Genomic DNA, 13,157 nt, shown 5'->3' with positions numbered 1-13,157 from the left:
TCATCGCTCCCTGACCAGCGCCGCGTACGCGCCGCCGCGTGTCACCAGGTCCTCGTGCCGCCCGCGTTCCACGATCGTGCCGTGCTGCAGTACGACGATCTCGTCGCTGTCGCGCACGGTGCTCAGCCGGTGTGCGATCACCACGCAGGCACAGCCGCGCCGGCGCAGGTTGTCCATCACGACCTGCTCGGTCTCCGCGTCCAGCGCGCTGGTCACCTCGTCGAGGACCAGGATGCTGGGACGGCGGACCAACGCCCTTGCGATCTCCAGGCGTTGGCGCTGCCCGCCGGAGAAGTTGCGGCCGTCCTGCTCGACCTTGCTGTGGATGCCGCCGGGGCGGCGCATCACGACGTCGTAGAGCGCCGCGTCCCGCAGCGCGTCCACCACTGCGTCGTCCGGGATCGAGGGGTCCCACAGCGCCACGTTGTCGCGGACCGAGCCCTCGAAGAGGAAGACCTCCTGGTCCACGAAGGAGACCGAGGCGGCGAGGGCGCCGCGCGGGATGTCGTCCAGGCGCTGGTCGTCGATGCGGATCACGCCCTCCCAGGGCGTGTACAGGCCCGAGATCAGGCGGGAGACGGTCGACTTGCCGCTACCGGAGCCGCCGACCAACGCCACCTGCTGGCCGGGGCCGACGGTCAGGTCGAAGCCGGTGAGCAGGGGCTTGTCGAGCGGGTTGTAGCCGAAGGTGATGTTCTGCAGTTCGACATGGCCGTGCAGGCGGCGCGTGGAGTCGCCGGCGCCGGGGCGGCCGTAGAGCGGGTCGGCCTGGAAGTTCTCGACGTCCTTCAGGCGGGCCACGTCGGCGGCGAAGTCCTGGATGCGGCCGGCGACGCCGTTGAGGCGGGTGATCGGCGCGGTGAAGCGGGTGACCAGGGACTGGAAGGCGACCAGCAGGCCCACCGAGATACCGCCCTCGACCGCGCGCATACCGCCGACCCACAGGATGACCGCGCTGTTCAGCGAGGCGAGTGTCGGTGCGACCACGCCCAGCCAGGCGCTCGGGACGCCGAGCCGCTGCTGTTCCTCCAGCGTGGTGGCGTGCTGCCCGGCCCACTTGCGGAAGTAGCCGTCCTCGCCGCCGGTCGCCTTCATCGTCTCGATCAACTGGAGGCCGGTGTAGGCCGTGTTGGTGAGGCGGGCGCTGTCGGCGCGGAGCTTGGCGGTGCGGGTGGCGCGCAGGCGGATGACGATCCGCATGGCGACGATGTTGAGGAGCGCGACGCCGATGCCGACGAAGGTCAGCTGCGGGTCGTAGGTGTAGAGCAGGATCGCGTACAGGACGACGACCACCGCGTCCACGCCCGCCGCCGCGAGGTCGCGGGCCAGGGTCTCGGCCACCTGGTCGTTGGACTGGAGGCGCTGGACCAGGTCGGCCGGGCTGCGCTGGGCGAAGAACGTCACCGGCAGCCGCAGCAGATGGCGCAGGAAGCCGGCGCTGGAGAGCGTGGAGGAGATGATGCGGCCGCGCAGCAGGTTCGCCTGCTGCAGCCAGGTCAGCACGACCGTGAGCGCGACGCACGCGCCCATCGACGCGAACAGCACGCCCAGCAGCGAGGTCTGGCCGCCGATCAGGAACATGTCGATATAGGTGCGGCTGAGCGCGGGCACCGCCGCGCCGACCAGCACCAGCAGCAGGCTCGCCAGCACCGCGGCCGGCATCGTGCCCGCGGTGCCGCGCAGCCGGGCCGGCATCGCGCCCAGGATGCCTGGCTTGCGACCGCCCTTGGTGAAGCCCTCGCCGGGCTCCATCACCAGCACGACACCGGTGAAGCTGCCGTCGAAGTCCTCCATCGGCACGAAACGACGGCCCTTGCCGGGGTCGTTGATGTACACCCCGCGGCGGCCGAAGCGGCGGCCCATGCCGTCGTAGACGACGTAGTGGTTGAACTCCCAGAACAGCACGGCCGGCGTCTTCACCTCGGCGAGGGCGGCCGTGTCCATCTGCATGCCCTTGGCCGTGAGGCCGTAACCGCGCGCCGCCTTCAGGAGGTTGCTGGCGCGTGAGCCGTCGCGGGAGACACCGCAGGCGATGCGCAGCTCCTCCAGCGGGACGTGCTTGCCGTAGTGGCCGAGGACCATCGCGAGGGAGGCGGCGCCGCACTCCACGGCCTCCATCTGGAGGACGGTCGGCGTCCGGACGGTCTTCGACCTGCCCGTGGGGACGGGGCGCTTGGGCGGAGCGGAACGGCGCCGGCTCCGCGTCTCCTGTGCGGTGCTCACGGCAGCAGCCAATCGACGGGACGCTGGTCGGCCAGCCGGATCGAACCCGAAGCCGTCGTCATGGAGGTGAGGGCGAACGGCGGCCCGTCCTTCGACGACCACGTGTACCCGCTCTTCGTGGCCGACGACGTGTCCAGCTTCACCAGTACGGCCACCGGGCGGCCCTTCTTGGTGAACTGCTCGCCCAGCTGGCTGTCCCCGAGGAACGCGGAGATCTGCTGGGCCGACTCGGCGGAGCGGTCCACCGACTTCACCCGGCCGCGCAGGACGCCGTACTGCTGGGTGGGGACCGAGGAGACGGTCAGGTCGACCTTGGCGTCCGCCGGGATGGAGGCCGCGTTCTCGGCGGGCACGTACACCGTCGCGTACAGCGGGTCCGAGGCCTTGGCGACCTTCTCGACGGCGGCGACGTTGGCGCCGGTCTGGATGATCTGGCCGATGGTGGCGGCGAGTCCGGTGATCCGGCCCGCGGCGACCGTGCGGACGACGGAGTCGCCCTGGGACGTACGGACCTTCAGGACGGGGGAGTTGGCCGGCAGCCGTTCGCCCTGCTGGGCGAGGACCGCGGTGACCTGGCCCGCGACCGGGCTCTGCAGGATGTAACTGCCCTCCCCGTGCGTGAGGATGGCGGGTGCGCTGACCGTGGAGGCCACCGAACCGGTCACCGCCCACACGGACGCGGCGGCGACCGCGACCACCGTCACGGACAGCACGAGCCAGCCCTGCGGGCGGGCGAAGCGCACCGGAAGGTCGAGCTCCTCCGGCGACTGGAGCTTGGCGAGGGCCTGTTGGCGGAACTGCACGGAACTTTCCCTCACCTGAAAACGAGGAAGGACCGGCTCGCGTGAGCCGGCTGATGCACGACAACCGAAGGCCCCGGAGCCGGGAAATGGCTCCGGGACTCGACGATCACAAAAGCTGCGATCAGATCAACGAGGCTGCGATCAGAGACCGGCGACCAGGTTGGTGACCGGAGCGGTGTTCAGGCCGGTCACACCCTCGACCGTGCCGACGGCCGTGTCGACCAGGCCGGAAACCGGGGCGACGCCGTCCACCAGGCCGGTGACGGTGCCGAGGGCGTTCACGGCCAGGCCGCCGGAGACGTTGTCGAGCTCGGCGTCGGAGATCTCGACGGTCTCAACCTGGGGGGTGGAGTTCATGGTGGAACTTCCCTTCATATGGATATTCACAAGGGGGGAGCGGCCCCCTCTGGAGACGGCCGCGACCGCGGGCGCCGGGCGCCCGTTTCCGGGAACCTCTCGAGGCCCGCGGTGCGATGGATCAAAGCACGCTGCGGGTCCGCCCTTCCAATCAACCAACCGTCTCACCAGGCAACTTGAGCCCCAACGGCACCGATCCGTGCAGGCCTGTGCACGCCTCGGTGGCAGGTTCTTCACACGCGTCACGGCATCGGCTCGTGCCAGCCCTTGCTGATCGCGTGGCGAATGCGACACTCCCGCCCCAATGGCGTGGCGGCCCCTGCGGACTTGTGCAGAAGTGCCGTGCGCGGTGACTTCGTTGAGTATTCAATGTGCAGATTCTCTGAAGTCAGGATTCGAGGCGGTGTTGAGAACAGACCGCTGTCGACCGACTGCGGACCGTGTCAGCCCAGAAGGGCATAGACGGTGCTCGCCCGTGCCGCGATATCTCCCGACCTCTCGTCGGTCAGCGTGATGTCCGCGAACGCCATACGGCGGCCCAGCTTCGTGAGCACCGCCTCGATCAGGACATCCGCACCGGTCACCGCGCGCTGGAACGACGTGGACTGCTGAACCGTCGTCATGGGTCCGTACGCCCCGCGCGCCGCCGACACCGCGATCACGGTGGCGGTGTCCGCGGCTGCCATCAGCGCCTGCCCCGACAGCCCTCCGCCCTCCCGGGACAGCCGGTCCGACCAGGGAAGACGCAGAAGCGCGCGGTCGTCGCCCACGTCCTCCACGCGCAGCCCCAACTCAAGGACCCAAGGGGCGAAGTTGGCGGAGAGGATCTTGTCGGCTTCGGCGGTGGTCATCGTCATATGGGCGATTGTTCCCCGGGCCGCTCCGGAAGACGCGGGTCGTGGCCGATTCGGCGTTGCGCAAAGCGAGTTGGGAAACGGAATTGAACGCACCACGCGGCCCCTGCGTACCAACAGCCATCCAGGCGCCCAGAACGACAGCAGCTGCCGAACGGCGGCACACAGACTCCGGTCCCCCAGGAGGTCGAGTAGTTTGAGTCACAAGCGAATTCCGAAGCGCAAGGCCGCGATTGCGGCGGGCAGCGTCGTGGCGCTCGGCGCGGCCGCAATCCTGCTGCCACACGCCAACGCGTCCCAGGACGGCTCCACGACCAACGCCGCCCCCAAGACCCTGAAGGCGACCGATGCCTCGGATCTCGCCGCGCAGCTTCAGGACCTGCTCGGGCAGTCCTTCGCCGGTTCCTACTACGACTCGGGCACCCAGCAGCTCGTCGTCAACGTCATATCCGGCGACAACAACAACGTGGTCGTGCAGGCCGAGAAGGCGGGCGCCAAGGTCCGCGAGGTGAAGAACAGCCTCGCCGCGCTGAAGGCGGGCGCGAAGACCCTGGCGGCCAAGGCGACCATCCCGGGCACGGCCTGGGCGATCGACCCGAAGACCAACAAGCTCGCCGTCAGCGCGGACTCCACGGTCACCGGCGCCAACTGGAACAGACTGACGTCGACGGTCAAGAGCCTCGGCGCCGACATGGCGACGGTGAAGCGGTCCTCCGGCACCTTCAAGACCCTCGTGTCGGGCGGCGACGCCATCTTCGCCCAGGCGGACGGCGGTACGGTCCGCTGCTCCCTCGGCTTCAACGTGACCGCCAGCGACGGCTCCCCGGCCTTCCTGACCGCGGGTCACTGCGGTGTGGCCGCCAAGGAGTGGTCGGACTCCGAGACGGGGCAGCCCATCGCCACCGTCGACCAGGCCACCTTCCCCGGCGACGGCGACTTCTCTCTCGTGAAGTACGACGACGCCACCACCCAGGCGCCGAGCGAGGTCAACGTCGGCGGCGGCCAGACCGTCCAGATCACCGGGGCCGCGGACGCGACCGTCGGCGAGCAGGTCTTCCGGATGGGCAGCACCACCGGTCTGCACGACGGCCAGGTCACCGGTCTCGACGCCACGGTCAACTTCCAGAGCGAGACGGACCCGAACGGCGTCGACACCGTCACCGGTCTCATCCAGACCAACGTCTGTGCCGAGGCCGGCGACAGCGGTGGCTCCCTGTTCACGCAGGACGGCAGCGCGGTCGGCATGACCTCCGGCGGCAGCGGCGACTGCACCGCCGGCGGTGAGACCTTCTTCCAGCCGGTGACCACGGCCCTGCAGGCCACGGGCGCGACGCTGGGCGACGGCGCCGCGGGTGCGGGCGCGGGTGACCAGAGCGCCTCGGCCGACCCGTCCGCCACCGCGAGCGACAGCGCGGGCGCAGGCGACCAGGCGGGCGGCGGCGACGCGGTGGGCGGCAGCGCCGACCCGTCGGCCACGGCGACCGACGGCACGGGCGATCAGTCCGGCGCGGGCGTGGGCGACCAGTCGGGCGCCGGTGCGGCCGACCAGTCCGGCACCGGTGACCAGTCCGCGAACGACGGCTCGTCGGTCTCCCAGTAGCCCCACTGATCGGCCTCACCAGCGGTTCCGGTCGACGGTGGACGGCCCGGCCCTCCGGCGGGAGGGCCGGGCCGCGTCGCGCCCGGCACCCGCAGGGCCGGGCCGCCGGGCCGATTGCGTCCGGCCGGAGCCGCTCGGCCGGGGCGTCTTGCGTCCGTCCGGTCCTGCCGGGAGGCCGAGCCACTCCGTGTCCGCCGGCGCCGTGCCGCTCTGTCGTCCCGCGTTGCGTCCGGCGGTCGAAGTCGCTCTGGCGGCCGCATGGTGTCCGCCGGCGCCGTGCCGCTCTGTCGTCCCGCGTTGCGTCCGGCGGTCGGAGTCGCTCTGGCGGCCGCATGGTGTCCGCCCGCGCCGTGCCGCTCTGTCGTCCCGCGTTGCGTCCGGCGGTCGGAGTCGCTCTGCCGTCCCGCGTTGCGTCCGGCGGTCGGAGTCGCTCTGGCGGCCGCATGGTGTCCGCCGGCGCCGTGCCGCTCTGTCGTCCCGCGTTGCGTCCGGCGGTCGGAGTCGCTCTGCCGGCCGCATGGTGTCCGCCCGCGCCTTGCCGCTCTGCCGTACTGCGTGGTGCCCCGCGGCTCAGCCGCCCTGCCGGATGCGCTCGGCCGGGGCGTCTTGCGTCCGCCCGGCCCCGCCGGGAGGCCGAGCCACTCCGTGTCCGCCCGCGCGCCGTCGCCTCCCTCTGCTCACCCGCCCTGCCGGGCCCTGAGCAGCAGTAGCGCCACGTCGTCGATCCGCTCCCGGGTGGCCGCGCTGTTGCGGACCAGCCGGTCCGCCAGCTCGTCGAGGGGCAACTCCGCGTCCTGGGCGAGCCGTTCGCCGAGTTCCGCGAGTGCGTCCTCGATGTCGACGCCGGGTGACTCGATGAGTCCGTCGGTGTACAGCGCGAGCACCGCGCCGGGCCCGAGCTCCACCTCGGTCGTCGGATACACGGCTTCCCCGTCGATGCCGAGCAGCGGACCTCCGGCCAGGTCCAGGACCCGCACCTTCCCGTCGGGCCGTCGCAGCAACGGCGGCGGATGACCCGCCCGGGCCATCACGGCCCGCCCGCGCGCCGGATCGAGCCGCAGATACAGACAACTCGCGAACAGGTCGGTGCCGAGGTCGATCAGCAGCCGGTTGGTGCTGCGCATGACCTCCTCGGGCGGCTGCCCGACGGCCGTGTACGCGCGTACCGCGGTACGGATCTGCCCCATCAGCCCGGCCGCCGTCACGTTGTGGCCCTGCACGTCCCCGATCACCGCCGCCGCCCCGCCCGCCGTCGGCACCAGGTCGTAGAAATCCCCGCCGATCTCCATGCCCTGGGTGGCCGGCAGATAGCGCGAGGCCGCTTCGATGCCGGGCAGCTGCGCCAGTGAGGCGGGCAGCAGGGCCGCCTGCAGACCGTGGGCCAGCTGGTGCTTGACGTCGTAGAGCAGAGCCCGCTCCAGGGCCTGTGCGATCAGCCCGCCCAGACTCGTCAGCACCGCCCGCTCGTCCGCGGGGAAGGGGTGCGGCTCGGCGTAGGCGAGCACACAGGTGCCCACCGGCCGCCCCGAGGCGATCAGCGGCAGATACGCCCAAGCCGCGAAGGCGTCGGGGGTCACGTGCCGGGACGGGTACAGCCGCTCCAGCTGCTGCCGTGACTCGAAGAACGCGGGCACGCCGGTGTTCAACGCGTGCGTGCCCGGCGTCGGCTCGGCCAGCGGCAGCCCGTCGAAGCGCTCCACGACCTGCGCGTCCGGATACCCGCGATGCCCGAGCACGTGCAGCCGCCCCGCCCGCGAACCGAGCATCACCAGCGCCTGGCCGCCCACGGCCGGGGCGATCTCGTCGGCGACGAGCTGCACCACGTCCTGCACGCCCACCGCCTCGGTGAGCGCGCCGGACAGGGTCAGCACCTGCGAGATGGTCACCAGCCGGGACGGGGCGTCACCGGGTTGCGGCCCCGCCCGGTTCAGCTCCGCCACCGCCCGCGCCCTGGTCACCCGCACGCTGAGCCCGGTCGTGCTCGGATACAGCCGGAACGACAGCCAGTCCCCGGGCGGCCGCAGCGCCACGAACGACGTCGTGTGCTGACTGATCAGCGCCGCCCGGTAACGGTCCTCGTACACCGGATCGTTGAGCCACGGCACCGACGCCCACAGCTGGGTCCCGAGCAGCTTGCTGACCTGGACGCCGATCAGCTCGGCCGCCGCCGCGTTGGCGAAGGTGACCCGTCCGTTCAGATCCAGCGAGCACAGCCCGTACGGCAGCCGCGCCACCATCCGCGCCGCCTCCACCGTGCCGAGCGTGCCGGCCGGCCCGCCCACCAGCGGTGCCGCCAGCAGATCCGGTTCGTGCGGCAGCGGACGGCTGTCCTCCTTGGCGCGCTCCAGCCGCAGCGCGAGCCGGTCGCAGGCCGCCGTCAGATGGTCGCGCTCCCGGTCCGACAGCTCCGGCGGATGCGAACCGGGCCAGGTCACGAAGACCGCGCCGTACGCCGTGGACGCGGTCGCCACCGGCAGCGCGGCCAGCGCGAAGGGATACGGCAGCACCACGGCGATGCGCGGATAGTTGCGCGCCATGTCCTCCTCGCCGCCCACCCACACCAGCCGCCGGTCCCGTACCGCCTCGGCGACCGGGATCGGGGCGCTCAGCCCCACCCGCTCCCACGGCGCCGCGAACGCCCGCGGCAGCCCCGCCATCACGGCCATCTCCAGCACGGACTCTTCGGGCGTCAGCAGATACACCGCACCGGAGTGCGCGTGCACCTCCTCCATCATCGAGGCCAGCGCCAACGACAGCAGCGGGCGCCCCACCCGCGTCCTCGCGGCCGCCGGTGCCCGTGCCGACATATGCCCGTCGGACACGCCGACCACCTCCTTGCACGGCCGGGCGACGGGTTCCAAGGACCAAATCTGCCCCTTGGCGGCCGGACGCGCACGGCGAGCGCGGCGACGCGGCCCCTTCCCTGCTGTAAACGGGCACACGCAGCCCGGCCCCCGCTGAAGAGGGCCCGAGTACCCTCTCGCCCCCGGACCATGCCACCCCAATCGATGTGCGTAGCGGCGTACGGGCGCCCCGCGTGCGCCCCCGCGCACCCTGATGGCCGGTTCTTCGCGCCCATGAACGATGAGGGACGCCAACAATGGGCACGCGCTCAACACCATGGAACCGGCGAACGCGAGCTGAGGGGGCGGCGGAGTGATCCGGGTAGTTCTGGTGCATGACGAGAGTCTGATGCGATCGGTCCTTGCGGAGTGGCTCCGCGGGGAGTCCGACCTGCGGGTGGAGGACACGCCGTGGCGCAGCGCGCCCGGCCGCGTGCGTGCCCTGCGGCCCGACGTCTGCGCGGCGGACCTGGAGTGCTCCGACGCCTATGGCATCCCACCGCTCGGAGAACTCTGCCCGAGGAGTCCGGCCCAGCCCCCGCCGAGGCTTCTCGTGCTTGCCGCCGCGAACAGGCCGGGGCTGCTCAAACGCGCCATCGAGGCGGGGGCGCTCGGCTATGTCGACAAGGAGGGCTCGCCGGAACACCTCGTCCGCGGAATCCGGAGCGTCGCCGAGGGGGAACGTTTCGTCGACGACTCGCTGGGCTTCGGTTTCCTCAAGGCCGCCGAAATGCCGCTGACACGGCGGGAGTTAAGCGTCTTGACCTTGGCCGCCGAGGGTGCCTCCGTCGCGGAGATCGCGGGGAGCCTGCACCTGTCGCACGGGACCGTGCGCAACTACATGGCGGCCATCACCCGCAAGACCGGCGCCCGCAACCGCATCGACGCCATCCGCATCTCGCAGGGGGAGGGCTGGCTGTGACCGCCGCGGTGCCACGGGCGTCCAGCTGCCGACCAGATCCCGGTACAGCGGCGAGACGCGCAGCAGCTCGTCGTGCGTCCCGTACGCCGTCCCCGTCCCGTCCATCACGAGCACCCGGCCCGCCCGCCGTGCCGAGCTGATGCGATGCGCGACGACGACCAGCGTGCCGCCCGGCCGTTGCGCGAAGGCACGTTCGGCGCGCTCCTCGGCCTGCGGATCGAGGTGACAGGTCGCCTCGTCGAGGAGGGCGAGCGGGGCGTACGACAGATAGGCCCGGGTCAGCGCGATCAGCTGCCGTTCCCCGGCCGACAGGGCCCCCGGATCGACCGCGGCGTCCGGCCCGCCGAGCCTCTCCAGCAACGGCCCGAGCCCGACCGCCTCGGCCGCCGCGAGCAACTCCGCCGCGGGCACGGGGTCCGGCCGGAAGTGGCCCAGGTTCTCGGCGACGGTACCGGTGAACACGTACGCCTCCTGCGGGATGAGCACCCGCAGGGCCCCGGCCGCCGGCGAGGGCACCGGCTCCCCGCCGACCCGGATGCTGCCATGCCGGGGTGTGAGGAGCCCCGCGACCAGGGCGGTCAGCGTGGACTTGCCGATGCCGCTGGGGCCGACGACGGCCAGGTGGGCGCCGGGCGGGAGGGTGAGGTGGAGGTCCTCGATGACGGGGGCGGCGGTGGGGCCGTAGGCGAAGGTGACGGAGGAGAGGGCCAGGGCGGGGGTTTCGTCGTTCGTCACCGGCGAGTGCAGGGGTGCCATCAAACGTATGTGCTCGCGGTCGGGCGGGGGCGTTGCCCCGTCGAGCCGCTCGCCTGCGGTGGCGGGCGCCAGTCGCCTCAGTACCACCGTCAGCCGCGACCCGCTCGCGCCCAGGCCGTGGACGAGGTTGCGGAGGGCCGGGAGGAGGGACTGGGTGACGTAGGCGAGGGCGCCGACCAGGGCGCCCGTGGTGACGTCGTGGGCGAGGAGCCAGGGGGCGGCGACGAGCAGCAGCACGATCGGGAGCTGTCCACCGACGGCGAGCGCGGCGACGCGCAGGACGCCCCAGCGGGCGAGGGAGCGGGCCGCGCGGAACTCGGCGTCGACCAGGCGCCCGGTGTCGGCGGCGATCCGTTCCTCCGCCCCGGTCGCGGTGATGTCCCTGAGACCCGGACAGACGGCACCCAGCCGGTTCGCCAGCGCCTCGTCGGCCACGAGGAACGCCTCCTGCCGGCGGGCCAGCGGCCGCAGCGTCGCCGCGAACAGGGCGACCCCGGCCAGGAGCGGTGGACCGACCACCAGCAGCAGGAGCGGGGCCAGCGAGAACAGCCCGACCAGCGCGCCGACCGCGGTGAACACGAACGACCTCGACACCATGACCAGCCCGGCGAAGGTGTCCCGCGCGATCTCCACCTGCTGGGTGAGCCCCGAGAGCGCCCCGCTGTCGGCCTCCCGCACCCCACGCCGGACCACCCGCTCCACGAGCAGGTCCCGCAGGGGTTCGACCAGCGCGGCGACCGCGCTGTACACGCGGGCCGTCCCGTAGGCCCCGAGAACCACGCCGACCCCGGCCACCGCGAGCCAGACCAGCCCGATGCCACCCCGTCCGACGAGAAACCCCTCGTCGAGGGCGCGTGCCGGGGCGTACCCGATGAGAAAGGTCTGCCCGGTCTCCAGCACGGACCAGCCACCGAGCCGTACGACGACCCGCCGGCGGGTCCACAGGAAGCGGAGCCCGCGCGGCAGGACCCCACCGCTGTCCCGCACGTCAGTCATCTCCGTCCCCGAACACGCCCCGATACCCCGAGTCCCTCCACAACTCCGCATGCGTCCCCACCGCCCGCACCCGACCCCCCTCCAGCCACGCCACCGCGTCCGCCCGGGCCGCCGTCGCCGCTCGGTGGGCGATCAGGAGCCGCGTGCCGCCCGAGCGGTGGGACAGCAGGGCCTCGGCGATACGGGACTCCGTCACCGTGTCGAGGCTGGAGAGGGCGTCGTCGAGGATCAGCAGGCGGCCGTCGTGGGCGAACGCCCTTGCCAGACCGAGGCGTTGGGATTCGCCGCCCGAGTGCGGGGCGTCGGCGCAGAGCGTGTCGTACCCCTGGGGGAGACGGCGGACGAAATCGTCCGCGTGGGCCGTGCGGGCCGCCTCGCGGACGCGGGTGGGGGAGGGTGCGGAGAGGCCCAGGGCGATCGTGTCCTCGATGGTCGTGCCGAGCAGGGCGGGGCGTTCGAAGGCATAGCCGACGGCCCGGCGCAGTTCGTCGTGGGGCAGGTCGCGCAGGGGGACGCCGTCGAGGAGGATCTCGCCGGTGTCGGGGTCGGCCAGGCGGCCCGCGAGCGCGGCCAGCAGGGATTTTCCGGTGCCGGAGCGACCGACCACGGCGAGCGTCGTGCCGCCGGGGACAAGGAGATCGACGCCGTCGAGCACGGTGCGGTCGCCGCGGCGGGCGGTCACGCCCCGAAGTTCCAACCGGCCGACGCCGGGCGGCAGTTGGCGTACGCCGTAGGTCGGCGCGCGCTCCGTCAGAACCTCGTCGAGGCGGTCCGTGGCGGCGCGGGCCCGGGCCAGCGCCGCGAACTGGCCCACCAGCACGCCGATTCCGGTCGCGAGGACCGCGTACCGAGAGGCCGCCAGCACCTCGCCGACCGTCAGGCGGTGCCGGGTGAGCAGCACTCCGGCGACCGCGACGACGCCGAGTTGCAGAAGCGGCGCGACGGCCGAGGCCTGGCCCGCGGCCCGCCCTTGCACGCGCCACATGCGGTGACCCGCGCGGGCCAGCCCGGGCAGCGGGCGCAGTATCCGCGCCGTCTCCTTCTCGGCCGTACCCGCCGCGCGAACGGTGCGGCGACCGTCCACCGCCTCCGCCAGCGCACTCGCGATACGCCCCTGCACCTGCTGGTACTCCGCCACGCACCGGGTGGTGTCCCGGGCGAACGTCCGCAGCAGCAGCGTCAGTACGGGCGCACCGGCGAGGAAGACCACGGCGAGCCACGGGTCGATGAGGCCGAGCGCCACCATGCCCCCGACGGGGGCCGCGAGCGCGGACAGCAGGGCGGCGCGGGCCGCTGGAGCCGTCCCGGCCTGGGAGGCGTTGCCGACGAGACGGGCGACGAGGTCACCGGAGCCGAAGCGCGCGGTGACCGGGGGGCCCAGGCCCAGTACATGCCCGGTCAGCCGGCGTCGCAGCCATGCCGTCGTGCGGGCGCCGACCGTGCCCGAGAGGAGCGTGTCGCAGGCGTCGAGGAGGGCCATCAGGAGGACCAGCCCGGCGCAGTACAGCACCCAACGGGTCGCGGGAGCGTGGGCGAGCAGCAGGTCGAGGGTGCGGCCGAGCGCGGCCGGAAGCAGCAGGCCCGCCCCGGTCGAGGCCGTGCTCACCAGGCACAGGGCCACACAGTGCGCCCCGCTGTGCCGGGCGGCGAGCCTTGTCAGGGGAACGGCGTCGGCACGAGTCGTCATACGGCCGCGGCCTCGCATCCAGGGTCGAAAGGGATACCGCAAGTCGAAAGGGATACCGCAGAACCCCGGGCGGCCCCTCCCTCGCGGGAGCGGACCGCCCGGAGCTGTGTGCGCAC

At 72.6% G+C, this 13,157-nt stretch carries 8 protein-coding genes and 1 pseudogene; 2 read left to right on the top strand and 7 right to left on the bottom strand.

Annotated elements, in window-relative coordinates:
- The 4 genes from ACWC09_RS08360 to ACWC09_RS08345 form a co-directional block, all read right to left on the bottom strand.
- Positions 1 to 2,223: an NHLP family bacteriocin export ABC transporter peptidase/permease/ATPase subunit gene (locus tag ACWC09_RS08360; RefSeq protein WP_450849746.1), complete on the bottom strand. Its 2,223-nt coding sequence runs from the start codon at positions 2,221 to 2,223 to the stop codon at positions 1 to 3.
- Positions 2,220 to 3,026: an HlyD family efflux transporter periplasmic adaptor subunit gene (locus ACWC09_RS08355; RefSeq protein WP_450849745.1), complete on the bottom strand. Its 807-nt coding sequence runs from the start codon at positions 3,024 to 3,026 to the stop codon at positions 2,220 to 2,222. The genes ACWC09_RS08360 and ACWC09_RS08355 overlap by 4 nt, the downstream gene beginning before the upstream one ends.
- A 141-nt stretch (positions 3,027 to 3,167) precedes the next feature.
- Positions 3,168 to 3,383: a hypothetical protein gene (locus ACWC09_RS08350; RefSeq protein WP_058921350.1), complete on the bottom strand. Its 216-nt coding sequence runs from the start codon at positions 3,381 to 3,383 to the stop codon at positions 3,168 to 3,170.
- Between the two features lie 443 nt (positions 3,384 to 3,826).
- Positions 3,827 to 4,240, bottom strand: a complete 414-nt coding sequence (locus tag ACWC09_RS08345) for a PaaI family thioesterase (protein WP_450849744.1) — start codon at positions 4,238 to 4,240, stop codon at positions 3,827 to 3,829.
- Positions 4,241 to 4,433: 193 nt separating this feature from the next.
- Here ACWC09_RS08345 and ACWC09_RS08340 point away from each other — a divergent pair, with 193 nt between their 5' ends.
- On the top strand, positions 4,434 to 5,837 hold the full coding sequence (locus ACWC09_RS08340; RefSeq protein WP_450849743.1) for a S1 family peptidase: 1,404 nt from the start codon (positions 4,434 to 4,436) through the stop codon (positions 5,835 to 5,837).
- A 677-nt stretch (positions 5,838 to 6,514) separates the two neighbouring features.
- Here ACWC09_RS08340 and ACWC09_RS08335 read toward each other — a convergent pair.
- On the bottom strand, positions 6,515 to 8,668 hold the full coding sequence (locus tag ACWC09_RS08335) for a SpoIIE family protein phosphatase (RefSeq protein WP_450849822.1): 2,154 nt from the start codon (positions 8,666 to 8,668) through the stop codon (positions 6,515 to 6,517).
- 325 nt (positions 8,669 to 8,993) lie between these two features.
- Between ACWC09_RS08335 and ACWC09_RS08330 the strand changes: the two are divergent.
- Positions 8,994 to 9,518, top strand: a pseudogene (locus ACWC09_RS08330) (LuxR C-terminal-related transcriptional regulator); the annotation flags it as partial.
- Here ACWC09_RS08330 and ACWC09_RS08325 read toward each other — a convergent pair.
- On the bottom strand, positions 9,432 to 11,354 hold the full coding sequence (locus ACWC09_RS08325) for an ATP-binding cassette domain-containing protein (protein WP_450849742.1): 1,923 nt from the start codon (positions 11,352 to 11,354) through the stop codon (positions 9,432 to 9,434). The pseudogene ACWC09_RS08330 and the gene ACWC09_RS08325 sit on opposite strands and share 87 nt — an antisense overlap.
- Positions 11,347 to 13,041 (bottom strand): ABC transporter ATP-binding protein, encoded by a 1,695-nt coding sequence (locus ACWC09_RS08320; RefSeq protein WP_450849741.1) that lies wholly within the window; start codon positions 13,039 to 13,041, stop codon positions 11,347 to 11,349. Before ACWC09_RS08320 ends, ACWC09_RS08325 begins: the two co-directional genes overlap by 8 nt.
- Positions 13,042 to 13,157 lie beyond the last annotated feature (116 nt).

It is taken from the genome of Streptomyces sp. NPDC001617 (assembly GCF_053596855.1).
This window is presented reverse-complemented; position numbering and strand designations above follow the sequence as displayed.

Bases quoted from the DNA above. Each gene is read 5' to 3' on its own strand.
- ACWC09_RS08350 (WP_058921350.1), bottom strand. From the start codon at position 3,383: ATGAACTCCACCCCCCAGGTTGAGACCGTCGAGATCTCCGACGCCGAG.
- ACWC09_RS08345 (WP_450849744.1), bottom strand. From the start codon at position 4,240: ATGACGATGACCACCGCCGAAGCCGACAAGATCCTCTCCGCCAACTTC.
- ACWC09_RS08325 (WP_450849742.1), bottom strand. From the start codon at position 11,354: ATGACTGACGTGCGGGACAGCGGTGGGGTCCTGCCGCGCGGGCTCCGC.
- ACWC09_RS08320 (WP_450849741.1), bottom strand. From the start codon at position 13,041: ATGACGACTCGTGCCGACGCCGTTCCCCTGACAAGGCTCGCCGCCCGG.